The 22955-nt window shown below is 67.9% G+C and carries 26 protein-coding genes and 1 tRNA gene; 15 read left to right on the top strand and 12 right to left on the bottom strand.

Annotated features, from left to right (window positions below; translation table 11 throughout):
• Positions 1-6 precede the first annotated feature (6 nt).
• Positions 7-819: a transglutaminase-like domain-containing protein gene (locus ACXYX3_RS24345; protein ID WP_458609339.1), complete on the top strand. Its 813-nt coding sequence runs from the start codon at positions 7-9 to the stop codon at positions 817-819.
• A gap of 7 nt (positions 820-826) precedes the next feature.
• Here ACXYX3_RS24345 and ACXYX3_RS24340 read toward each other — a convergent pair whose 3' ends face one another.
• On the bottom strand, positions 827-1180 hold the full coding sequence (locus ACXYX3_RS24340; RefSeq protein WP_458609338.1) for a LapA family protein: 354 nt from the start codon (positions 1178-1180) through the stop codon (positions 827-829).
• Positions 1181-1276: 96 nt separating this feature from the next.
• On the opposite strand from ACXYX3_RS24340, the gene ACXYX3_RS24335 reads away from it, so the two are divergent.
• From ACXYX3_RS24335 to ACXYX3_RS24315, 5 genes are read left to right on the top strand one after another with little or no spacing between them, the layout of a single operon-like run.
• The gene (locus tag ACXYX3_RS24335; protein ID WP_458609337.1) at positions 1277-2242 is read left to right on the top strand and encodes an ABC transporter substrate-binding protein; all 966 of its coding nucleotides are present in this window, start codon (positions 1277-1279) and stop codon (positions 2240-2242) included.
• A 5-nt stretch (positions 2243-2247) separates the two neighbouring features.
• Complete coding sequence (locus ACXYX3_RS24330; RefSeq protein WP_458609336.1) at positions 2248-3360, top strand: ABC transporter ATP-binding protein; 1113 nt, start codon at positions 2248-2250, stop codon at positions 3358-3360.
• Positions 3360-4028: an ABC transporter permease gene (locus tag ACXYX3_RS24325; RefSeq protein ID WP_458609335.1), complete on the top strand. Its 669-nt coding sequence runs from the start codon at positions 3360-3362 to the stop codon at positions 4026-4028. Before ACXYX3_RS24330 ends, ACXYX3_RS24325 begins: the two co-directional genes overlap by 1 nt.
• Complete coding sequence (locus tag ACXYX3_RS24320; RefSeq protein WP_458612215.1) at positions 4025-4801, top strand: ABC transporter permease; 777 nt, start codon at positions 4025-4027, stop codon at positions 4799-4801. Before ACXYX3_RS24325 ends, ACXYX3_RS24320 begins: the two co-directional genes overlap by 4 nt.
• Positions 4798-5394: a putative glycolipid-binding domain-containing protein gene (locus tag ACXYX3_RS24315; protein WP_241204764.1), complete on the top strand. Its 597-nt coding sequence runs from the start codon at positions 4798-4800 to the stop codon at positions 5392-5394. Before ACXYX3_RS24320 ends, ACXYX3_RS24315 begins: the two co-directional genes overlap by 4 nt.
• Here the strand turns inward: ACXYX3_RS24315 and ACXYX3_RS24310 are convergent.
• The gene (locus tag ACXYX3_RS24310; RefSeq protein ID WP_458612214.1) at positions 5357-6262 is read right to left on the bottom strand and encodes a prephenate dehydrogenase; all 906 of its coding nucleotides are present in this window, start codon (positions 6260-6262) and stop codon (positions 5357-5359) included. The two genes, ACXYX3_RS24315 and ACXYX3_RS24310, sit on opposite strands and share 38 nt — an antisense overlap.
• A 113-nt stretch (positions 6263-6375) precedes the next feature.
• Between ACXYX3_RS24310 and ACXYX3_RS24305 the strand changes: the two genes are divergently transcribed.
• The 4 genes from ACXYX3_RS24305 to ACXYX3_RS24290 all read left to right on the top strand — a co-directional run bounded on the left by ACXYX3_RS24305 (position 6376) and on the right by ACXYX3_RS24290 (position 9321).
• Positions 6376-6900 (top strand): tRNA adenosine deaminase-associated protein, encoded by a 525-nt coding sequence (locus ACXYX3_RS24305; protein ID WP_458609334.1) that lies wholly within the window; start codon positions 6376-6378, stop codon positions 6898-6900.
• Positions 6897-7346, top strand: coding sequence for a nucleoside deaminase (locus ACXYX3_RS24300; RefSeq protein ID WP_458609333.1), 450 nt, complete (start codon positions 6897-6899; stop codon positions 7344-7346). Before ACXYX3_RS24305 ends, ACXYX3_RS24300 begins: the two co-directional genes overlap by 4 nt.
• Before the next feature lie 101 nt (positions 7347-7447).
• Positions 7448-7538 (top strand) — tRNA-Ser (locus tag ACXYX3_RS24295).
• A gap of 118 nt (positions 7539-7656) precedes the next feature.
• Entirely contained in the window at positions 7657-9321 is a 1665-nt protein-coding gene (locus ACXYX3_RS24290; RefSeq protein WP_458609332.1) for a cadherin-like domain-containing protein, read from the top strand.
• Between the two features lie 60 nt (positions 9322-9381).
• Here the strand turns inward: ACXYX3_RS24290 and ACXYX3_RS24285 are convergent, their stop codons facing one another.
• Entirely contained in the window at positions 9382-9555 is a 174-nt protein-coding gene (locus ACXYX3_RS24285; protein ID WP_241204760.1) for a CsbD family protein, read from the bottom strand.
• Between the two features lie 136 nt (positions 9556-9691).
• Entirely contained in the window at positions 9692-10777 is a 1086-nt protein-coding gene (locus ACXYX3_RS24280) for a zinc-dependent dehydrogenase (RefSeq protein WP_458609331.1), read from the bottom strand.
• A gap of 185 nt (positions 10778-10962) precedes the next feature.
• Here ACXYX3_RS24280 and ACXYX3_RS24275 point away from each other — a divergent pair, with 185 nt between their 5' ends.
• A complete protein-coding gene (locus tag ACXYX3_RS24275) occupies positions 10963-12954 on the top strand; it encodes a PTS mannitol transporter subunit IICBA (protein WP_458609330.1) in 1992 nt (663 codons plus the stop codon).
• Positions 12955-12964: 10 nt separating this feature from the next.
• Complete coding sequence (locus ACXYX3_RS24270; RefSeq protein WP_241204758.1) at positions 12965-13723, top strand: DeoR/GlpR family DNA-binding transcription regulator; 759 nt, start codon at positions 12965-12967, stop codon at positions 13721-13723.
• Here the strand turns inward: ACXYX3_RS24270 and ACXYX3_RS24265 are convergent, their stop codons facing one another.
• Positions 13724-14023, bottom strand: a complete 300-nt coding sequence (locus ACXYX3_RS24265; protein ID WP_458609329.1) for a hypothetical protein — start codon at positions 14021-14023, stop codon at positions 13724-13726. It abuts the gene before it with no gap.
• Positions 14024-14038: 15 nt separating this feature from the next.
• Positions 14039-14410, bottom strand: a complete 372-nt coding sequence (locus ACXYX3_RS24260; RefSeq protein ID WP_241204756.1) for a hypothetical protein — start codon at positions 14408-14410, stop codon at positions 14039-14041.
• 91 nt (positions 14411-14501) lie between these two features.
• Between ACXYX3_RS24260 and ACXYX3_RS24255 the strand changes: the two genes are divergently transcribed.
• Positions 14502-14852, top strand: a complete 351-nt coding sequence (locus ACXYX3_RS24255; protein WP_458609328.1) for a DUF732 domain-containing protein — start codon at positions 14502-14504, stop codon at positions 14850-14852.
• Between the two features lies 1 nt (position 14853).
• On the opposite strand, the gene ACXYX3_RS24250 is transcribed toward ACXYX3_RS24255, so the two are convergent.
• On the bottom strand, positions 14854-15315 hold the full coding sequence (locus tag ACXYX3_RS24250) for a lipoprotein LpqH (RefSeq protein ID WP_458609327.1): 462 nt from the start codon (positions 15313-15315) through the stop codon (positions 14854-14856).
• Between the two features lie 154 nt (positions 15316-15469).
• A complete protein-coding gene (locus ACXYX3_RS24245) occupies positions 15470-15898 on the bottom strand; it encodes a lipoprotein LpqH (RefSeq protein WP_458612213.1) in 429 nt (142 codons plus the stop codon).
• Positions 15899-15905: 7 nt separating this feature from the next.
• On the opposite strand from ACXYX3_RS24245, the gene tgt reads away from it, so the two are divergent.
• Both tgt and ACXYX3_RS24235 read left to right on the top strand, forming a co-directional pair.
• Positions 15906-17171, top strand: a complete 1266-nt coding sequence (gene tgt, locus ACXYX3_RS24240; protein ID WP_241204752.1) for a tRNA guanosine(34) transglycosylase Tgt — start codon at positions 15906-15908, stop codon at positions 17169-17171.
• A gap of 3 nt (positions 17172-17174) precedes the next feature.
• Positions 17175-18401, top strand: coding sequence for a cytochrome P450 (locus ACXYX3_RS24235; RefSeq protein WP_458609326.1), 1227 nt, complete (start codon positions 17175-17177; stop codon positions 18399-18401).
• Between the two features lie 6 nt (positions 18402-18407).
• On the opposite strand, the gene ACXYX3_RS24230 is transcribed toward ACXYX3_RS24235, so the two are convergent.
• The 4 genes from ACXYX3_RS24230 to gluQRS are packed head-to-tail and all read right to left on the bottom strand — an operon-like array spanning position 18408 to position 22952.
• Entirely contained in the window at positions 18408-19769 is a 1362-nt protein-coding gene (locus ACXYX3_RS24230; protein ID WP_241204750.1) for a flavin monoamine oxidase family protein, read from the bottom strand.
• A gap of 22 nt (positions 19770-19791) precedes the next feature.
• A complete protein-coding gene (locus tag ACXYX3_RS24225) occupies positions 19792-20547 on the bottom strand; it encodes an amino acid ABC transporter ATP-binding protein (RefSeq protein WP_458612212.1) in 756 nt (251 codons plus the stop codon).
• Between the two features lie 60 nt (positions 20548-20607).
• Entirely contained in the window at positions 20608-22071 is a 1464-nt protein-coding gene (locus ACXYX3_RS24220) for an ABC transporter permease subunit (protein WP_458609325.1), read from the bottom strand.
• Positions 22068-22952, bottom strand: coding sequence for a tRNA glutamyl-Q(34) synthetase GluQRS (gene gluQRS / locus ACXYX3_RS24215; RefSeq protein WP_458609324.1), 885 nt, complete (start codon positions 22950-22952; stop codon positions 22068-22070). Before gluQRS ends, ACXYX3_RS24220 begins: the two co-directional genes overlap by 4 nt.
• Between the last annotated feature and the right edge of the window lie 3 nt (positions 22953-22955).

The following is a 22955-nucleotide window of genomic DNA, read 5'->3' as shown; positions in this document are numbered from 1 at the left end:
GGTCAGATGAAGCGTGATGTCGGTGCCGAACTCGACATCGAGATCACCGAGCCCACGACGCTCGAATTCCAGATCGCGGTGGCGCCTCAGCCCGGGGCGGAGGTCACCGAGAAGCTGTCGTTCGTGTTGGACGGCAACGAGATTCCCCGCGAGAGCATTCGCGAGATCTCCGGCGATCACGGCAATCGCATCCACAAGTTCGAGGTCGCCGGCGGCAATCTGAAGGTCAGCTACACAGCGTCCGTGCTCGGGCAGGCCGATCCGACACCGGTGACCGAGCTGGACCTGACCACGTATCTGCGGCCGAGCCGCTACGCCGAGGCCGACAAGTTCTTCGGTTTCGCCGCGACCGAATTCGGCGACTTCACCGACTCCGTCAAGCTGTTGGAGAAGGTCTCGTCGTGGGTGGGGTCTCGGTTGAACTACGTCCCCGGCTCCAGCGATCCGATCGACGGCGCCGCAGACACCTTGCTCGCCGGGTCCGGCGTGTGCCGCGACTACGCCCACCTCGTCATCGCCCTGCTGCGGGCGGTCAACGTGCCCGCCCGCCTGGTGTCGGTGTACGCACCGGGCTGTTCGCCGATGGACTTCCACGCCGTGGCCGAAGCGTTCGTCGACGGGCAGTGGCGCGTGGTCGACGCGACATGCCTGGCGCCGCGGCAGTCGATGCTGCGGATCGCGACGGGGCGCGACGCCGCGGACACCGCCTGGCTGGACAACCACCGCGGGTCGATCGCGGTCAATTCGATGAACGTCACTGCCACCGTCGACGGCGACTTACCCCGAGATTCGGTCGATCAGGTCGTGTCCATCCGGTGAATCCGGCTCACAACCCGGCCTTGAGGTTCTTCTTCGCCGCCCGGCGCAACTGGAAAATGCGCACCGCCCCGACCGCCACGGTGAGCAAGCCGCCGGCGACCGCCGCCGCCAGGATCGCGACGCCCAGCGGCAAGCTCCACCGCCACCCCAGGAACGCGAATTCGGCCGACTCGGTGTTCTGCGCGATGAAGATCAGCAGCACGATCAGGATCAGGAAACCCAGCGCGAGCGCCGACCACAGCGCCGCAGCCCGGGTGCGGTGCACCGCCGACTGCGGCGGCACAGAGTTGCCTTGTGCCGGTGTCGTCGGCACGTCGTGCGCGGGCGGCGGGTCAGCCGACGAGAACGGTTCGCTGGACATGGCTCCATTCTTGCCCTTTCGCGCTTCGAATGAAACATGCACAGATGTCGCGTTAGGGTCACGAAAGCTTCCGCGAATTGGAGAGGACGTTCCAGAGTGAACCGTTTCCGAAACCACTCTCGAAAATCCGGATGGGCGCCGTTGCGCGTCCTTCTCGCCGTGGTACTGGCACTCACCCCGGCGGCGTGTGGCAGCTCCAACCCGCTCGGCGGTGGTGAGGTGTCCGGTGATCTGAAGTCCATCAAGGTGGGTTCAGCGGACTTCACCGAGTCCAAGATCATCGCCGAGATCTATGCCCAGGCTTTGGAAGCCAACGGATTCGACGTCTCCCGGCAGTTCGGGATCGGCAGCCGCGAGACCTACATTCCGGCCGTACAGGATCATTCGATCGACCTGATCCCCGAGTACACCGGAAACCTGCTGCAGTACTTCGACGAGAAGAGCCCGGCCACCACACCCGACGCCGTGCTGCTGGCGCTGTTCAAGGCGCTGCCCGGTGACCTGTCCATCCTGGTTCCCTCGCCCGCCGAGGACAAGGACACCCTGGCGGTGTCGGAGGCCACGGCGCAGCGCTGGAACCTGAAGTCGATCGCCGATCTCGCCGCGCGCTCGGCGGAGGTCAAAGTGGGCGGCCCATCGGAGTTCCAGACGCGGCAGACCGGCCTCGTGGGGCTCAAGGAGAAGTACGGTCTGGACATCGCGCCGGCCAACTTCGTGGCGATCAGCGACGGCGGCGGTCCTGCGACGGTGCAGGCGCTCACCAACGGCACCGTCACCGCGGCCAACATCTTCTCCACCTCCCCGGCGATCGAGCAGAGCAATCTCGTGGTGCTCGACGATCCCGAGAACGTGTTCCTCGCCGCCAACGTGGTGCCGCTGGTCGCCTCTCAGAAGAAGTCGACGGAACTGAAGACGGTTCTCGACGCGGTGAGCGCCAAGCTCACCACCGAGGCGCTGATCGAGTTGAACACCTCGGTGGAAGGCAACCAGGGCGTCGACCCCGACGAAGCTGCGGGAAAGTGGATCGCCGACAACGGTTTCGACAAGCCGATCGGGAAGTAGGGGCGATGATCACGTTCACCGACGTCACCAAGAAGTACCCGGACGGCACCGTCGCCGTCGACGACCTCACCCTGGAAGTCCCCGAGGGGACACTCACGGTGTTCGTCGGGCCGTCCGGCTGCGGCAAGACGACGTCCATGCGGATGATCAACCGGATGATCGACCCGACGTCGGGCACCCTGACGGTCAACGGTGACGACGTCACGAAGGTCGATCCGGTCAAGCTGCGGCTCGGCATCGGATACGTCATCCAGAGTGCGGGCCTGATGCCCCATCTGCGGGTCATCGACAACGTCGCGACGGTACCGGTGTTGCAAGGTGAATCACGGCGCAGCGCACGGAAATCCGCGTTGGGTGTCCTGGAACGGGTGGGCCTGGACCCGGCGCTGGCCAACCGCTACCCGGCACAGCTGTCCGGCGGCCAGCAGCAGCGGGTGGGGGTGGCTCGCGCCCTGGCGGCCGATCCGCCGATCCTGTTGATGGACGAGCCGTTCAGTGCGGTCGATCCCGTGGTGCGCGACGACCTGCAGAACGAGATCGTGCGGCTGCAAAAGGAATTGCGCAAGACCATCGTCTTCGTCACCCACGACATCGACGAGGCGATCAAGCTCGGCGACAAGGTCGCGGTCTTCGGGCGCGGCGGGGTACTGCAGCAGTACGACGCCCCAGCGCGACTGCTGTCCAATCCCGCCAACGACGCGGTCGCGGGCTTCGTCGGCGCAGACCGCGGCTACCGGGGTTTGCAGTTCTTCCACGCCACCGGCCTGCCGGTTCACGACATCCGCCACGTGGGTGAGCCCGAGATCGACGCCCTGACGCTGGGTCCCGGCGAGTGGGTGTTGGTCACCCATCCGGACGGCAGCCCGTACGCGTGGATCGACGCCGACGGCGTCGAGCTGCACCGCGCCGGGCGATCGCTCTACGACAGCACGATCGCCGGGGGTTCGCTGTTCCGTCCCGACGGCACCTTGCGGCTGGCGCTGGACGCGGCACTCTCGTCACCGGCCGGGCTGGGCGTCGCCGTCGACGAGCACGACCAGGTCATCGGCGGGGTCCGCGCCGACGACGTGATCGACGCACTGGAGACGCAGCGCACCGCCCGGCAGGCCGACGAGTAATGCAATACCTGCTCACCCATCTCGACGATCTCTGGGCGCTGACCGTGATCCACCTACGGCTCTCGTTGATCCCGATCGTGCTGGGACTGGTGATCGCGGTCCCGCTGGGCGCGCTGGTGCAGCGCACGACGGTGCTGCGACGGCTCACCACCGTCACGGCGAGCATCATCTTCACGATCCCGTCACTGGCCCTGTTCGTGGTGCTGCCGTTGATCATCCCCACGAGGATTCTCGACGAGGCGAACGTCATCGTCGCGCTCACGCTCTACACGGTGGCGCTCCTGGTCCGTGCCGTCCCCGAGGCGCTCGACGCGGTGTCACCCGCCGTGCTCGACGCCGCCACCGCCGTCGGCTACAAGCCGCTCACCCGGATGCTCAAAGTCGAACTGCCGCTGGCGATTCCGGTGCTCATCGCGAGCCTGCGCGTGGTGGCGGTGACCAACATCTCGATGGTGTCGGTCGGCTCGGTGATCGGCATCGGTGGCCTCGGTACGTGGTTCACCGAGGGCTATCAGTCCAACAAGAGCGACCAGATCGTGGCCGGCATCATCGCCATCTTCGTCCTCGCACTCGTCGTCGACACGCTGATCATGGTGGCCGGCAAGCTCATGACGCCATGGACGAGAACGCAGACGAAAACCGCGGCACCGAAGGGGGCGTCGGTGTGAACTTCCTCCAGCAGGCACTCTCGTTCATCTTCACCGCGGCCAACTGGTCCGGCCCGGCCGGGCTGGGCATCCGGATACTCGAGCACCTGCAGTACACGGCGGTGGCGACGTTCTTCTCCGCACTGATCGCGGTGCCGATCGGAATGCTGATCGGCCACACCGGACGCGGCACCTTCCTCGTGGTCACCGGCGTCAACGCGCTGCGTGCCCTTCCCACCCTGGGCGTGCTGCTGCTCGGCGTCTTGCTGTGGGGTCTCGGACTGGTACCGCCGACGGTCGCGCTGATGTTGCTCGGCATCCCGCCGCTACTGGCGGGCACGTATGCCGGCATCGCGAACGTGGACCGCTCGGTGGTCGATGCGGCGCGGTCGATGGGCATGACGGAACGGCGCATCCTGCTGCGCGTCGAAACCCCCATCGCCATGCCGCTGATCCTCGGCGGTCTGCGTACCGCGACGTTGCAGATCGTCGCGACGGCGACCATCGCGGCCTACGCCAGCCTGGGCGGGTTGGGCCGCTACCTGATCGACGGCATCAAGATCCGCCAGTTCCACATCGCGCTGGTGGGCGCACTGATGGTGACTCTGCTGGCGCTGATCCTGGACGCCGCGCTGGCCTTCGCGGTGTGGCTGTCGGTACCCGGTACGGGCCGGTTGCGCGGCAGCCGATCGGTGCCCACCCCCTTGCTCTCCGACGAGGTGGCGCTCGAATCTCGACCCAGTTCGGCAGCCCGCCACGAACGGGTGGGGCCGTCGCCTACGGTAGACCCATGAGTGAAGCCGACCGCTCTGAGACGACCGCCTTTCCCGCTGTGCTGACGTGGCGTGCGCCTGATGTGCCGCGGATGGAGTCGGTGCGCGTGCAGCTCTCGGGTAATCGCATCAAGGCCTACGGCCGCGTCGTCGCTGCCGCCACATCGGCGCACCCCGCGTTCAGCGCCTCCTACGATCTGGTCACCGATGAGACCGGCGCCACGAAGCGGCTGTCGATGACCGTCACGCTGGCCGAGCGTGAACGGCAACTATCGGTCGCACGCGACGAGGAGAACATGTGGCTGGTCCAGGAGCACTCGGGTCAGACCAGCAGGTCGTCCTATGAGGGCGCGCTCGACGTCGACGTGGTCTTCAGCCCGTTCTTCAACGCCCTGCCCATCCGTCGCGCTGCGGTGATGCCCGGCAGCGGGGAGTCGGTGACGGTTCCGGTGGTCTATCTGCGGGTGCCCGATCTGTCGGTGGACGTCGCGCACATCAGCTACGCGGCCACCCCCGACGGCATCAAGCTGGACTCGCCCGTCGCCGACACCACCGTCACCGTCGACGCCGACGGCTTCATCCTCGACTATCCCGGCTTGGCAGAACGGATCTGATCACACCGCCGGCCCGCCCGGCGGCGGCCAGCTCCTCGCGCCAGCCCTCGGCGCCGATCACCGTGCCCTCGATATCGGGTCGGCTGACGTTGTCGTAGCCCACGCGGGCAGCGTGTCCCGCGGTGACCAGTTCGGCGACCGAGCCGTGGTGAGCCAACTGCTCGCGGGCGCGGGTGAGCAACCGCAACGCATCGTCGAGCGCCGGCAACAGCGCGTCGGCGTTGGCCTCGCACATCGCGCGTACCAGCTCGGGCGCGGTGGCGGCCACCCGCGTGCCGTCGCGGAATGAGCCCGCCGCGAGCGCGAAGGCCAGCGGGACGGACGCTGCTGTCGCGGCCAGGGCCTCGGCGAGCAGGTGGGGCAGGTGCGAGATCGTCGCCGCAGCTCTGTCGTGCTCGTCGGACCGGGCGGGCACCACGATCGAGCGGCAGTCCAGCGCCAACGTCATCACCTCGGCCCAGACCTGCGGGTCGACGTGGTCGTCGACGCTGATGACCCAGGGTGCACCGACGAACAGATCCGCATCACCGGCGGTCCATCCGGAGTGTGCGGTACCGGTCATCGGGTGGCCGCCGACGAACCGGTCGAGCAGCCCGGCCGTGCGGACCTCGTCCAGGACCGCCCCCTTCACACTGGTGACATCGGTGAGAGCGCAGTGCGGTGCCGTCGCGCGCACACGGCCGAGCATCGTCGGCAGGGCCGGCATGGGGACCGCCAGCACCACCAACGCACCGAGATCGGCGGCGCGGGTGAGGGCCTCGTCGAGGTGAGTGGTGGCGTCGTATCCGTCGAAGCGGGCGGCCTCCACACCCTCGACCGACCGGTTGTATCCGAACACGGGGCGCCCGGCGGCCCGGGCCGCGCGCATCAGCGAGCCGCCGATCAACCCGAGCCCCAGGACGCAAACGGGTGTCTTCTCCACCTGTCCAGGTTGGCATAGCGCATGGTCAACGCCATTGCAGGGGACTACGGTTAGCTCTCATGGCAGCGCAGCGTGCACAGGCTCAGCAGCGTTCGGTCGATGAACCGGACGGCTTCGGCGTGGCGGTGGTGCGTGAAGAGGGCAAGTGGCGGTGCACCGCGCTGCGCGCGGGCGCACTGACCAGCCTGTCCGCCGCCGAAACCGAGCTTCGCGAATTACGGAGTGCCGGAGCTGTTTTCGGGATTCTGGACATCGACGACGAGTTCTTCGTGATCGTGCGCCCCGCACCGTCGGGCACCCGTCTGCTGCTGTCCGACGCGACCGCGGCGCTGGACTACGACATCGCCGCCGAGGTGCTGGAGAAGCTCGACGCGGATTTCGACGACGACGAACTCGAGAGCGCCGACCCGTTCGAAGAAGGTGACATCGGCTTGCTGTCCGACATCGGCCTGCCCGAAGCCGTGATGGGCGTGATCCTCGACGAGAGCGACGACCTCTACGCCGACGAGCAGGTGGGCAGGATCGCCCGGGAGATGGGTTTCGCCGACGAACTCGCCGCTGTGCTGGACAGATTGGGCCGGTGACCGACGAGCAGCTGATCCGGGCTGCCCTGGCCGCGGCATTGGCGGCCGGACCGCGTGACGTGCCGATCGGTGCCGTCGTCGTGGCTGCCGACGGCACGGAACTCGCCGGGGCGGCGAATGCCCGCGAGGAGCTCGGTGACCCGACCGCCCACGCGGAGATCCTCGCGCTGCGCGCCGCGGCGGCAGTGCACGGCGACGGCTGGCGACTCGAGGGTGCGACGCTCGCGGTGACGGTCGAGCCGTGCACGATGTGCGCGGGTGCATTGGTGATGGCGCGGGTGGCGCGGGTGGTGTTCGGCGCGTGGGAGCCCAAGACCGGGGCGGTCGGCTCGCTGTGGGATGTGGTGCGCGATCGCCGGCTCACACACCGGCCGCAGGTGCGTGGCGGGGTTCTGGCCGAGCTGTGTGCCGCTCCGCTCGAGAAGTTCTTCGCCGGCCAGCGCTGAGCTGGTGTGCATCCAGAGCGCGTTCTGGTCCGATACGGCGCTCTGACCGCACACCAGCGGCCGGTTTGGGCCGCGGGCGCCGGCTCGGTAAGCTGCCACACGGTGGCGTGTCCGAGCGGCCTAAGGAGCACGCCTCGAAAGCGTGTGACGGGTAACCCCCGTCCGAGGGTTCAAATCCCTCCGCCACCGCCAAAGCCCCGAGTCTGCGATCCAGACGCGGGGCTTTTTGCTGCCTCACCGCACCCCACGGTGTTACCCTGCCGTCGATTAGCGCGTTCACCAGGGAGCACGCTCACTGTGGGGGGTCGCCATGGGTCAATCCGCACACGTCGGGCGGATCGGAACGTTAGCTGTTGCCCTGGGGATCGGGTTGGCGATGACAGGCGCCCCCGCCGTCGCATGGGCCGATGCCGGTGGGGAGACGGCCGTCGACAGCAGCCAGCGCACGGTCGAGCGACCGACCGACAGGCAAGACCAGCGCACCACCGACAAGGTCGCCGAGCGCCGGAAGTCCAGAAAGAGCCTGCGAGCCGACGACGAGCCTCGGGTGCCGAAGCGGCACCTGCGGGTCAGCGAAGCGGAGACCGAAGCGGTGCCGGCGCAAGACCGTGTCGAGCCCGCGCAGGCGCCGGCCGAGCCGGCCGTCGCACCGCAGGCCGACCCACCGGCGAGGCGCGTGAACGTCCCCGAACCCGTCGCGGTGCAGGCCCCGGTAACCGACACCGAGACGCCCGAGCTCTCGCGAACACCGATAGTCCGTACAGTCCTGCGGGCGGTGAGCGGCGCCGTCGCCGTGGGCTCCGGGTACGGCACGCAGCCCGGCACTCCGCTGCTGTGGGGCCTGATGGCCTGGGTGCGACGCCAGACGCACGACGGCGACGCGGTCAGCGCGGCCGCGCTCGCGGCGGCGAACACCGCCCCGGTCGCCAGCGGTGACGTCTACGCCGGTGTCGAAGACAAGACCATCAAGGGCAATGTGCTGGACAACGACACCGACCCCGACGGAACCACGTTGGTCGCCAGCGTGGTGGCGGGTCCGTCCTACGGCATGGTGACGCTGAACGCGAACGGCGCGTTCGTCTACACGCCTTCGACCAACTACCACGGCGTCGACACCTTCAGCTACACCGCGTCCGACGGTCTCGCCGCCAGCAATATCGCCGTGGTCTCACTGACCGTGGCCGCGGTCGACGACATCGTGTTCCGGTTCACCTACGGCAGCGGGGCGCAGTACTGGACGCCTCAGGCCAAGGCGGCACTGCAGGCGGCGGCCGACCGCTTGTCGGAGTACATCGCCACGTCCAGTCCGGTCACCCTCACCTACAACGTCACCGGGGAGAACAACCCCGCGGCAACGTATCTGGCGACCGGGGGCACGAACTTCGGGGTTCCGCGCCGGCCGGCCTTCTCCAACGCCATGATCAAGAAGGTCACCTCACGATTCCACACCGATGCGAACCGCACCGCCGCCGACGGCAATCTGCTGGTGAACTTCTCGTACCCCTATTACTCGTACGACGATTCGCCGGCGGCCAACGAGGTCGACTTCCAGACCGTGGCGATGCACGAGCTGTTGCACAGCCTCGGCTACCAGGCCGTGTTGGACGGTGGTCAGACCAACCGCAGGTCCTGGCTCACCTACGACAAGTTCATCGTCGATCAGAGCGGTACCCGGGTGATCAGCAGCCTAGGCCGCTTCAACGGCGCCTTTGCCGCCAATCTGTCGGGCGCCGACGGGGGCCTCTTCTTCGGCGGTGCGAATGCCGTCGCCGCCTACGGCGGTCCTGTTCCCCTGCAGGCGCTGTCGCTCTCACACCTGCGACTGGCGACATTCCCCTACGGCGGACCGAACGCCAAGCTGATGGGACCGGTCGCCCCGAACGGCAAGACACTGCGCGTTCTCAGCCCGGTCGAATCGGCGATCCTCCGTGACCTGGGGTACACGGTGGCGTCCCCGGCGCCGTCCGTGTTGTAGCCACCGGTCGCACGCGAAGGGCCCGCCACCACGCGGGTGACGGGCCCTCGAGGTCGCTGTCTACTTCTTGAAAGCGTCCTTCACGTTCTCCACGGCGTCCTTGACGCTCGACTTGGCCTGGTCGAGTTTGCCCTCGTTCTCGGTGTCCTTGTCGCCGGTCACCTTGCCGAGGCCCTCCTTGGCCTTGCCGCCCAAGTCGTCGATCTTGTTGCTGGCCTTGTCTTCGGCGCCCATGTGCGTGGTCCCTTCGCTCTGATATCCAGCCCGGGGGTCGAGCCGTTGGGTCAGGGGTACCTGAACGGTTCGTTTTTGAAACACGCCGTCACGGGTCGACCGGGTCGCCTTGGTCACAGGCTCGGGCCGAGCGACGTCAGACGCCGGCGGGCACCTCGGCAGGCACGGGCTCGACCGTCACCTTGATCGCTTCGCCGTTCTTGACGATCCGGAAGGCCTCGAGCACGTCGTCGAGGGGGATGTGACGGGTGATGAGGTCCTTGACCGGCACCTGCCCGCTCGAGATGTACTCCAGCGCCCGCTTGTTGTGTTCGGGGGCAGAGCCGTTCGCGCCGTGGATGTGCAGCTGCCGGTAGTGCACCAGGTTCGAGTCGCAAGTGATCGTCGGGTCGGTCTTGGGCAGACCGCCGAAGAACGAGATCCGACCGTTGCGCGCCGCCATCGAAATAGCCTGTTCCTGAGCGACATTCGCAGCAGTCGCGGTGATCACCACGTCGGCACCGCGGCCACCCGTCAACTCCATGACCCGCTGCACCACGTCCACCTCGGCACCGTTGATGATCTCGTCGGGAGCGACGGCATCGGCCGACATCTGCAGGCGGGCAGCGTTCACGTCGACCAGATACACCGGGCCGCAGTTGTGTACGCCGCGCGCAATGCGGATGTGCATGCACCCGATCGGCCCGGCGCCGAACACGACGACGGTGTCGCCCTCTTCGATGCCGAGCAGTTCCTGGGCGTTGATCGCACAGGCGAACGGCTCGGCGGCAGATGCCTCGTCGAAGCCGACGTTGTCCGGAATGCGGTTCAGCCCATCGACTTTGAGCACCTCACGGGGCACGATCATGTACTCGGCGAAGCCGCCGTCGTACTGGTATCCCATCGATGTCTGGTTCTGGCACACCGCCATCCAGCCCTTGCGGCACTCGTAGCATTCACCACACGGCACCGCTGCGATCACCTGCACCCGATCGCCGACGGCCCAGTTGCTGCCATAGGTGGCGTTGACCTGATCGCCCACCTCGACGATCTCACCGGCGATCTCGTGTCCGATCGTGCGCGGCGGCGTCAGGTTCTGGTGGCCGTTGTAGAAGATCTTCACATCGGTGCCGCACGTCGAGCAGTTGCGCACGCGCAGCTTGACCTCATCGGATGCGCAGTCGGGTTCCGGCACGTCTTCCAACCGGACGTCTTCGGGGGCGTAGAAGCGCAGTGCCTTCATCGTGGGAGTCCTCTCGGGATCGGCAACGTGCTCGAGTGGTGTGCTGTTGAGCACTCTATCCGCCATCCGGGCATAAAACCACCATCAATACTGACCGAATATGCCCGAATGCTTGCGTGAATGCCCGTTTGTGCGGTCTACTTGCACATGTGACCGGCGTCACCGGCAAGAATCGGAGGAGTTCCATGGCAACAGCAACCCAGGACACACCACCCCGTGCCGGGGCGCGGGTGCGCGTCCAGAAATTCGGCACGGCACTGTCGAACATGGTCATGCCCAACATCGGGGCGTTCATCGCGTGGGGCCTGATCACCGCGCTGTTCATCGAGCAGGGCTGGCTGCAGGGCATCTTCTCTGCGTTGAAGAATCCCGATGGGTGGGTCGCCCACATCGGGGGATGGGGCTCCTACGACGGCGGCGGCATCGTCGGCCCGATGATCACCTACCTGCTGCCGATCCTGATCGGCTACACCGGCGGCCGGATGGTGCACGGCAATCGCGGCGCGGTGGTCGGGGCGATCGCCACGATCGGCGTGGTGACCGGCTCCGACGTGCCGATGTTCATGGGCGCCATGCTGATGGGCCCGCTCGGCGGCTGGTGCATGAAGAAGCTGGACGCGCTGTGGGAAGGCAAGATCCGTCCCGGGTTCGAGATGCTCGTCGACAACTTCTCCGCCGGCATCCTCGGCATGTTGCTCGCGATCGTCGGCTTCTTCGGCGTCGGCCCGATCGTCTCGGCGTTCACCCGCGGCGCCGGCAACGCCGTGGACTTCCTCGTCGACAACGATCTGCTGCCGCTCACCTCGATCCTGATCGAACCGGCGAAGGTGCTGTTCCTCAACAACGCCATCAACCACGGCGTGCTCACCCCGTTGGGCACCACACAGGCGCTGGAAACCGGGAAGTCGATCCTCTTCCTGCTGGAGACCAACCCCGGCCCCGGACTCGGCGTGCTGCTGGCGTTCATGTTCTTCGGGCGTGGCGCGGCCCGCGCGTCGGCCCCGGGTGCGGCGATCATCCAGTTCTTCGGCGGCATCCACGAGATCTACTTCCCGTACGTGCTGATGAAGCCCAAGCTGCTGGCCGCAACGATCCTCGGCGGGATGACCGGTGTGTTCATCAACGTGTTGTTCGGTTCGGGACTGCGCGCTCCCGCCGCACCGGGGTCGATCATCGCCATCTACGCCCAGACGCCGGGGAACAGCTTCCTCGGCGTGACGTTGGCGGTGCTCGGCGCCACCGCGGTGTCGTTCGCGGTCGCGGCGTTCCTGCTGAAGACCGACAAAGACACCGATGAGCCCGATCTCGCTGCCGCGGCGGCGAGCATGGAGTCGATGAAGGGCAAGAAGTCCAGTGTGGCTTCGGCTCTCGTCGGCGGGGGTGTCGCCACGAAGGCGGGACCCATTCACACCATCGTGTTCGCCTGCGACGCCGGGATGGGGTCGTCGGCGATGGGTGCTTCGGTGCTGCGCCGCAAGATCCAGGGCGCGGGCTTCGGGGACGTGAAGGTGTCGAACGCGGCCATCTCCAACCTCACCGACACCTACGACCTCGTGGTGTCGCACCGCGACCTGACCGATCGGGCCCGCCAACGGACGCCCTCGGCGCGTCACGTCTCCGTCGACGACTTCATGGGCAGCCCCCGCTACGACGAGATCGTCGACACGCTGGCCGAGACCAACGGGGCAGCGGGCGTCGAAGCAGCCCCGGTATCCGACGAGCCGGCCGAGCCCGTGGCGACGACCGGCGGCGACGTCCTGTCGGTGGACTCGATCGTGCTCGACGGGACGGCGCGCACCGCCGCCGATGCGATCGACGAAGCCGGTCAGTTGCTGGTCGCCGCAGGCGCAGTCGAGCAGGCCTATGTCACCGCGATGCACGACCGGGAGAGTTCGATCTCGACGTACATGGGCAACGGTCTGGCGATCCCGCACGGCACCAACGAGGCCAAGGACACGATCCGGCGGACGGGGCTGTCGTTCGTGCGCTACTCCGAGCCGATCGACTGGAACGGCAAGCCGGCCGAGTTCGTGGTCGGGATCGCCGGGGCGGGAAAGGATCACATGGCGCTGCTGACGAAGATCGCGCAGGTGTTCTTGAAGGCCGACGACGTCGCCCGGCTGCGGGCGGCGACGTCGGCGGAGGAGATCAAGGCGATACTCACCGCGGCGGACTAGCGTGACGTCGGTGGATTCCGACACCCGCCAGAGCCGGATCGTCGAGTTCGCCCGCACCCGAGGGCGAGTCGAGGTGGCCTCGCTCGCGACAGAGCTGGACGTCGCGAGCGAGACCATCCGCCGTGACCTGAAGGTGCTGGCCGGCCGCCGTCTGCTCAAGCGGGTGCACGGCGGCGCGGTGCCGTTGGAGACGGCCGCGTTCGAATCGGGTGTGGAGTACCGCAGCCAGGTCGATCTCGCGCAGAAGCACCGCATCGCGATCGCGGCCACCGAACTGTTGCACGGGGCCGAAACCGTCTATCTGGACGAGGGATTCACGCCCCGGTTGATCGCCGAACGGCTGGCCGAGGAGGAGCTGACGGTCGTGACCTCGTCGCTGCTGGCGGCCGAGGCGTTGGCCCACAGCCGTTCCGTCACCGTGCTGCTACTCGGCGGTCGCATGCGGGGCAGGACGCTGGCGACCGTCGACCACTGGGCGGTCGACATGCTCTCCGGACTGGTGATCGACGTGGCCTTCCTCGGCACCAACGGGATCTCACTCGAGCACGGGCTGACGACGCCCGATCCTGCGGTGGCCGCGGTGAAGAGCACCGCCGTACACGTGGCGCGGCGGCCCATCCTGGTCGCCGCACACTCGAAGTTCGGCGAGAGCAGCTTCTGTCGCTTCGCGAAAGTGTCCGACTTCGAATCGATCGTCAGCGGAGCCGAACTCGACCCGGCCACCGCCCGTCGGTACGAGGCCCTCGGGCCCGTGCTGATTCGCGCCTGATCACTCGTCGTCGTCGACCACGGTGTAAAACGAGTCCCCGTCCTCGGGGGTGCCGTCGATCTGGCCGTGATCACGACGGTCGGTCCGCACCTCGGCCTCGCCAGTCGGGGCCAGCACGTCGGGTTCCTCGGCGGCGAGGCGCTCGTCGAGGCTCTCGTCCTCCTCGGCCTCGATCCACTGATCCGGCGGATCGACGACGATGTCACCGTCGTCGTTGCGCACCTCGTCGGAGTCCAGGGATTCACTCGGTCCGAGCGTGTTGTCGGGTCCTGCGTCGTCGTAATCGCCGTCACGGTCCATGACAGACAGTGTGCGTCAGCCGTAGAACATCACGGAGTAATCGGCGGACCACGCGCCGCCGGCGCACTTCATCGGCACACCGTCGGGCGATTGCGCCACGCCGGTCGCATCGCCGCACGGCGAGCGGAGCAGACGCACGCCGACAAGCGGCGGGAACGACACCCACACGCGATTGGAACTGCACGCCAGCGTGTTGCCGCCGGCATCGAGGCCGAAGTTGTAGCGGGTCGCCTGGTTGCATTCACCGCCGGCATGGACCCCGCGGTCCACGTATGGGACGCATGCGGCGTCGTCGCAGGCGCCCGGCGACGCGGTCGCCGTTCCGGCGCCGAACCCCAGGACCGGGGCGACCAGCAGACCACCGGCAAGTGCGAGCAGACCTCTCATGCCCTGCAGCCTAAGTGGTCCGGCCGCGCTCCCGAGCGGGCTTTGCCGGCATTGACCCGATATCGCGCCATGGCGCGTAGCGTGTCGGCTCATGAAGGCGCGGTCTACTGCGGTCACGCTCGGGTTGGCACTCGGGTCGGCGGCCGCCGTCGTCTCCGCGCCGTCGGCGGCTGCCGACACGGTGGCGTATCTGGTCAACGTCACGGTGCGGCCCGGCTACAACTTCCCGAACGCCGACGCCGCGATCGGCTACGGACGCAGCATCTGCGATCGGGTCGCGGCGAAGACCAGCTACGCCGACCTGGTGGACCAGGTGACGGCCGACTTCCACAGCACCGATTGGTACCAGGGCGCCTATCTGATCAACCAGGCCGTCAACGAACTCTGCCCGGCACAGATCTGGCAGCTGCGGCAGTCGGCCGCCGGTTACCGACCGTCGTGATTCAGGGGCAGGTCACTTCGAGCTCGAACGGCTTGTTGACCGGTTGCAGCGGGTTGGCCATGTCGACGCCGGTGGCGGTCCCCGAGATCTTGTAGGTCTTGTCGTCCTTCTCGACCTTGGCCTCACCCTGGCCCGAACCGCTGGCGTAGCCGAGTGTCACGCCGTTCACATCGCCCAGCGCCACGGAGACCACCGACGGGTTGTCGCCGGTGCTCACCACAGCGCCGACACCGCCTGTCGTGTTGCCGATCGCGATGTTGGTGTTGCCGCCCGCGTCCGTGCAGACGACGTTGCCCTGGATCTCCTGGTCCTGACCGTCGATCGTGACGGTGGACTTGCCCTCAGCGGCCGCGACCGACGAGGTCTCTCCGGATGTCTCCGACTTCTTCTCGGACGAACAGCCCGACAGGCCGGCGATGAGGATCGCTGCGCCGCCCACGGCGACCAGGACGTCACGCTTCATCACGGTTCTCCTTCATGTCTTCATGGGGATCCGCCGCTGGATCACCGCGGCCAGTATGGGCGGCGGGCAGGTCGGAGTTATCCAGATTGCGAAAATGTGACACAGCTGATTGGCAGCCGATATGCAGGCTCGCCGGGCAGCGGGCGGCCCCGAGTCAACAGGAAACGGCGATGGTGAACGTGCCCGACGTGCGGAAACTCGGGCTGTCGGTGGCGAAGCCGTCCGCGGTGCCGGTGATCTCGTAGGTGCGGCCCGTCATGCTCACCGAGGCATCACCTCCGAGCCCCGCGTTGTAGCTGCCGGTGAACCCGCCCAGATCGGTGATGCCGACCTGGCGAACCACCAGTCCGTCGGCGTTGGACACCATCGCCGAGACCCCGCGGCTGTCGTCACCGGTCTCGATCGTCATCAGGGAACCGGCCGGCGTGCAGCGCACCGACTCGGTTTTCCCGAGATCCTGACCGTTGACGCTGACCTGTGCGGTGCCGGCGACGAGCTGGCCCGGGGGCGGGTCGTAGGGTGGCGGTGCCGACGAGCACCCGGCCAGCACTGCCGCCGCAGCACCGGCCCATGCGCCTCGAATCCTCACAATGGAAGAATCTACGTCCGTGCCGCCCCCGAACACCCGCGATCCGTACTTCTGCGTCGAGGCGGAATTGCCAGGGCGGGCGGGCCGAGCAGGGGTGATCCACACCCCGCACGGCGACATCCGCACCCCAGCCTTCATCGCCGTCGGCACCCAGGCCACCGTCAAGGCGGTTCTGCCTGAAACCATGAAAAGTCTTGGCGCGCAGGCGATTCTGGCCAACGCCTACCATCTCTATCTGCAACCCGGCGCAGACATCGTGGACGAGGCGGGCGGCCTGGGCGCCTTCATGAACTGGCCGGGTCCCACGTTCACCGACAGTGGTGGCTTCCAGGTGATGTCGCTGGGCGTCGGGTTCAAGAAGGTCCTGGCGATGGACACCACGCGGGTGCAGACAGACGACATCATCGCCGAGGGCAAGCAGCGGCTCGCCCACGTCGACGACGACGGCGTGACGTTCCGCTCGCACCTCAACGGCTCGACGCACCGCTTCACCCCCGAGGTGTCGATCGGTATCCAGCATCAGCTCGGCGCCGACATCATCTTCGCGTTCGACGAGCTGACCACGTTGGTCAACACCCGCGGATACCAGGAGCAGTCGGTCGAGCGCACGCACCGGTGGGCGCAGCGCTGCCTGGCCGAGCATCGCCGGCTCACGCAGGTACGCGCCGACAAACCGCCCCAGGCTCTGTTCGGTGTGGTGCAGGGCGCGCAATACGAGGACCTGCGCCGCCAGGCCGCGCGCGGGCTGACCGAGATCGTCGACGACGACGGTGCCGGGTTCGACGGCTACGGGATCGGCGGTGCGCTGGAGAAGCAGAACCTCGCCACCATCGTCGGCTGGGTCACCAGCGAACTGCCCGCCGACAAGCCCCGGCATCTGCTCGGCATCAGCGAACCCGATGACCTGTTCGCGGCGGTGGCGGCCGGCGCCGACACCTTCGACTGCGTCTCGCCCTCGCGGGTGGCGCGCAACGCGGCGGTCTACTCCCGCACCGGTCGGTACAACCTCACGGGCTCGCGTTACCGGCGCGACTTCACGCCGATCGACGACGAATGCGACTGCTACACCTGCGCCCACTACACGCGCGCCTACCTGCGCCATCTGTTCAAGGCAAAGGAAATCCTGGCCTCGACGCTGGCGACGATCCACAACGAACGCTTCGTCGTGCGGCTGGTCGACGACATCCGCGCGGCCATCCTGGCCGGCCGCTTCGACGAGCTGCGCGAGCATGTGCTGGGGCGGTACTACGGGACGCGGGCACAATAGGGCATGACCACAGGCAGGATCGACGAAGCGCCGGACGTCCTGCTGCGCGAGCTCCTCGATCCTGATCACCGCGCCGACCCCTACCCGCTCTATGCCGGCCTCCGCGAGCACGGCCCCCTGGTTCTGCCCGATCACAACCTCGCGGTGTTCACGTCCTACGCCGACTGCGACGAGGTGCTCCGTCACCCGGCCGCGTGCAGCGACCGGCTGAAGTCCACGGTGGCCCGGCGTGCGATCGCCAACGGCGCTCCGGCGCGCCCGCTCGGACCGCCCGGCTTCCTGTTCCTCGATCCGCCCGACCACACCCGGCTGCGCCGGCTGGTCAGCAAAGCGTTCGTGCCGAAGGTCGTGCGCGAACTGGAGCCCGCCATCACCGGCATGGTGGACGAGCTGCTCGATGCGGCGGCGAGCCCGTTCGACGCGGTCGCCGGACTGGCCCATCCGCTGCCGGTCGCGGTGATCTGCCGGCTGCTCGGCGTGCCCGTCGACGACGAGCCACGCTTCCGCGACGCCTCCGCCCGGCTCGCCCAAGGGCTGGACCCGTTCGTGTCGATCACCGGTGCTGCCGATGACGGCGTCGAGGAGCGGTTGCGCGCAGGACAGTGGCTGCGGGAGTACCTGCGCGGGCTGATCGCCGAGCGACGGCGCGAACCCGGCGAGGACCTGATGTCGGCGCTGGTCGCTGTGGAGGAGTCCGGCGACGTGCTCACCGAGGACGAGATCGTCGCCACCTGCAATCTGCTGCTGATCGCCGGGCACGAGACGACGGTGAACCTCATCGCGAACGCGACGCTGGCGCTGCTGCGCCACCCCGACCAGTGGGCCGCGCTGACCCGCGATCCGAGCCGTGCCGCCGCGGTGATCGAGGAGACGCTGCGCTACGACCCGCCGGTGCAGCTGATCGGCCGCGTCGCGGGGGAGGACATGACGATCGGGGGGGCCCGTATTCCCAAGGGAGACAACATGTTGCTTCTGCTGGCCGCTGCGCACCGCGACCCAGCGGCGACGGAGCGCCCCGACGAGTTCGACCCGGAACGTCCGGCGATCCGCCACCTCGGGTTCGGCAAGGGCCCGCATTTCTGCATCGGCGCTCCGCTGGCGCGAGTGGAAGCCACCGTGGCGCTGACCGCGCTGACCACCCGCTTCCCCGATGCACGCCTGGCCGCCGAGCCGGCCTACAAACCGAACGTCACCCTGCGGGGGATGGAGGAGCTGTCGATCACGTTGTGACGCAGGCTAACTCAGCGCGGCGATGACCTCGCCGGCAGCGCGCTCGCCCGCTTCGACGGCGCCCTCCATGTAAGCGCTCCAGTGCGTGGCGGTATCGGTCGAGGCCCAGTGGATGACCCCGATCGGCTCGGCGAGTGCGGGGCCGTAGGTGGTCCACACGAGCGGCCCGCAGTTGGCGTTGTAGCAGCCTCGCGTCCACTGCCGGCTGCCCCATTCGCCGTCGATGTAGTACTGGGGGTTCGCCGCCCGATCCCCGTAGTGGCGGACCAGTTCCGCGGTGAGTGCCGCCCGCCGATCCTCCTCGGACCAGTGCAGGTGCGTGCGCGCCTGCTCGCCCTCCAGGAACAGCAGGATCACCCCGCGGTCGTCGCCGGGCAGGCAGGTGTCGTTGGACATCCGGGCCGGTCCGATGTCGGAGATCAACTGGCCGTTGTGGCCGTCGGCACGCCAGAACGGCTCGTCGTAGACGAAAAACGCTTTCATGGCAGCCGAGTTCGGCATGCGCTGGGTGAGCTGGTCGCGATACCCCGACAGCGGTGGATCGTAGGCGATGCGGCCCGCCAGCATCGGCGAGATGGCCACGATGACCCGGCGCGCGCGGGCGGTGCGGCCGCCGCGGCAGTGCACGTTGACGCTGTCGGCAGTGTGCTCGATCAGCTGCACCGGGGCCTCGAGCACGAGATGGCTCTCGACCAACGCCGCCAACCGGTTCGGGATCTCGGCCGTCCCGCCGACGAACCGGGTCGTTTGCGCCCCACCTTCGGATTCGGCGAACAGTTCGGCGGTCACACCGCACGTCTGGATCGTGAACAGCAGATGCAGGAACGACACCTCTACCGTTGGCACCGCGAGGATTCCGACTGTGCAGATCTCCAGCAGCGTGCGCGCCACCGGGGAGAGTCCCTGGCCGTCGTACCAGGCGCCCGCGGTGATCGCGTCCCACTCCGCGGCGTGCGGAGCCGTCCACGGTGCCTCCGGCGGAACCTCGGCCGCCAGCTCGTCGAGCAGCCGCAGCACCTTCTCCAGCTCGGCGAGCTCACCCCCGAATCGGCGATGGAACTCGTTCTCGCGCAACACCCCCGAGCCGACCAGTTCGTAGGAGGTCTCCCCCTCGTCGTACTGCTCGTAGGTCTGCACACCGAGTTCGGCAGCGAGCGCGAACATCCGGTGGTGGGTGTCGCCGATCCACTGGGCGCCCAGCTCCACCGGCAACCCGGGGGCCACCTCCTCGGTGAGCACGCGGCCCCCGACGCGTTCGTCGGCCTCCAGGACCAGCGGGGTCAGGCCGGCGGCGAGGACCGTGCGCGCCGCGATCAGCCCGGAGATGCCCGCACCGACGATCACGACGTCGGCCTCGAGTGCTGCCATGCCGACAGCTTCTCACGGTGGTCTAGAGCGGCTTGAGGATTCGCTGCAGGAACTGCCGGGTGCGCTCGTGCTGCGGGTCGCCGATCACCGCGGCGGGCGGGCCCTGCTCGAGGATCACCCCGGAGTCGGTGAACAGCACCTGATCGGACACTTGCCTGGCGAACTGGATCTCATGGGTGACGATCACCAGCGTCTGCCCCTCGACTGCCAGATCGCGGATCACCGCCAGTACTTCGCCCACCAGTTCCGGGTCCAATGCCGAGGTGGGCTCGTCGAACAGCACGACCTTGGGGTTCAGCGCGAGCGCCCGGGCGATGCCGACGCGCTGCTGCTGACCGCCGGAGAGTTGGAACGGATACTGGTCGCGCTTGTCGGCCAGCCCCACCTGGTCGAGCAAGGTCACCGCCTCGGCCCGGGCCTGCTCGCGCGGCCGTTTCTGCGCGACGACCGGTCCCTCGATGACGTTCTCCAGCACCGTCTTGTGCGGAAACAGGTTGTGGGACTGGAACACGAAGCCGCTCTGGGCCCGGTACTCGCGCAGCGTGTTCTTCGTGACGGGTGCGCTGAAGTCGATCTCGACGTCCCCGACGCGGATCACGCCGGCGTCCGGAGCGTCGAGTGCATTGAGCGCACGCAGCAAGGTGGTCTTGCCGGAGCCGGAAGGTCCGATGATCGTCGTCGCCGAACCGCGGGGCACGGTGAACGACACGTCCTTGAGCACCTCCAACGGGCCGAAGGACTTCCGCACGCCTCGGGCGATGATCCGGTCCTCGCTCATCATCTTCTCCTCCTCGCGCGAGCGCTCGTCATCATCTTCTGTTCCTCGCGCGAGCGCTCGTCATCTCGCCACGTACCTCTCCAGTCGATGCTCGATTCTGGCCTGACCGAACGACAACACCAGGCAGATCACCCAGTAGTAGACGGCGGCGGTGCCGTAGAGGGCGAAGAACTCGAACGTCGGCGCGGCGATGATCTGCGCCTGCCGCAGGAGCTCGGTGACGAGGATGGTCGACGCCAGCGAGGTGTCTTTCACCAGGGAGATCAGGGTGTTCGACAGCGGGGGTACCGCGACGCGGGTCGCCTGGGGCAGGATGATCCGGCGCAGGGTTCCTGCGTAGTCCAGACCGATGGTCTGCGCCGCCTCCCACTGCCCCTTCGGGATGCTCTGGATCGCCGATCGGATGATCTCGGCGGCGTATCCGCCGACGTTCAGCGAGAACGCGATCACCGCGGCGGGGAACGGGTCGATCTTCACACCGAACTGGGGTAGGGCGAAGAACACGATGAACAACTGCACCAGCAGCGGAGTCCCGCGGATCACCGAGATGTAGAACCGGGCGACGTTGCTGGCCACGATGTTCGACGACAGCCGCGCCAACGCCACCGCGAGGGCGATCACCAGACCCAGAGCGAAACTGATCACGGTCAGCGGGATCGTCATCGTCAATGCCGCCCGCGCCAGCGGCCAGAGGTTCTCCCGGACCAGCTGCCAGGTGGACCGCGCCGGGGGCGCCGTGTCGGCGGCCTCGGGCGCCCCGGAGGCGTTGGCGTTGAGGTACTTCTGCGAGATCCGCGCGAGCGTGCCGTCGGCGCGGAGTTGGTCGAGCGCGCTGTTCAGTTCGGGCAGCAGCCCGCTGTCCTTGCGGGCGGCGAAGCCCTGCTCGCTCTTCTCCCCGACAGTGCCGGCGATCTTGACCGAGGTGTCCTTGGTCTCGGCCAGATAGGCGTACACCGCGATGCTGTCGTTGATGACGACGTCGACGCGGCCCTGGCTGAGCAGGGTGATCGCCTGGGTGAAGCCCTCGACCGTTTCCACCCGGGCGCCGGCCCTGCGGGCGACCTCGGACCAGTTGCTGGTGGCGTTCTCGGCGGCCACCTTGCCTTTCAGATCCGCCGTCGACGTGATCGAGGTGTCGCCGGCACGGGTGACGATGACGCCCTCACCTACTGAATACGGCTGCGAGAGGTCGTATTTGGCTTGGCGTTCGGGGTTGATCGTGACCTCGTTGGCGACCACGTCGAACCGGTCGGCCTCCAGCGCGGCGAACATCGCATCCCACGGCGTCTCGACGAACTCGACGCGCACGCCGAGCTTCTCTGCGACGGCGCGTGCCACGTCGACGTCGTATCCGACCAGCTCTCCCGTCGCGGCATCGTGGTAGGAGAACGGGGCGTACACGCCCTCGGTCCCCACCCGCAGCACCCCGGCCGAGGCGATCGGGGTGTCGCCGCCGCCCGAGGACCCGGCGCATCCGGTGAGGATCAGCGCCGCGAGGAGAAGGATCGACAGGGTTCTGATCACCCGGGCACATATACCCACGGTGAGCGGGGTAGACGCGCCGGATCGAAATCGTCGAGCATGCCGTCCACGGTGCTCGACGTGAATCCGAGAGAGTCGGCGATCAGGGCCAGCGTCTGCTCGACGCCGATCTCGGCGAGGGTGACCGCGCCATCGCGTTTGGCCAGCCGGGCGCCGTCGGCGTTGAGGACCAGCGGCACATGGGCGTAGACCGGTTCGGGGTGGCCGAGCAGCCGGGCGAGATAGGCCTGCCGGGGCGAGGAGGATAACAGGTCGTCTCCTCGGACCACCTGGTCGATCCCGGCTTCGGCGTCGTCGACGACGACCGCCAGGTTGTAGGCGGGTACGCCGTCGCCGCGGCGGACGACGAAGTCGTCGACCAGACCCGTGTAGTCGCCGTGCAGCAGGTCGTGCACCGTCGCCGTCGTGGTGTCGGTCCGCAACCGCAACGCCGGGGGCCGCCCGGTGTCCGCGCGCCGGTGCGCCCGCTCGGTGTCGGTGAGGTCGCGGCACGTACCCGGATACGCCCCCTCGGGGGCGTGCGGCGCCCGCGGCGCCTGCGCGATGTCGCGTCGGCTGCAATAGCACTCATAGAGCAGGCCACGCCGGTCGAGATCCTCGACGACGGCGTCGTAGCGGTCCGGGTGGTCGGTCTGCCTGGTGGCCGGGCCGTCCCAGGTGACGCCGATGGCGGCCAGGTCGGCGAGTTGGCGCTCGGCGATGTCGGTGTGAGTGCGGTCGTCGAGGTCCTCGACGCGCATCAGGAACCGGCGGCCGGTGGCGCGGGCGAACAACCAGGCGAGCACCGCGGTGCGTAGGTTCCCCAGGTGCAGGTCGGCCGACGGGCTCGGGGCGAATCTGCCGGCGCCGCACGTACTGGTCACCGT

This window comes from Mycobacterium sp. Panama NTM2 (assembly GCF_054355555.1).
The sequence above is the reverse complement of the archived record's forward strand: the minus strand, read 5'-3'. Positions and strand labels throughout refer to the sequence as shown.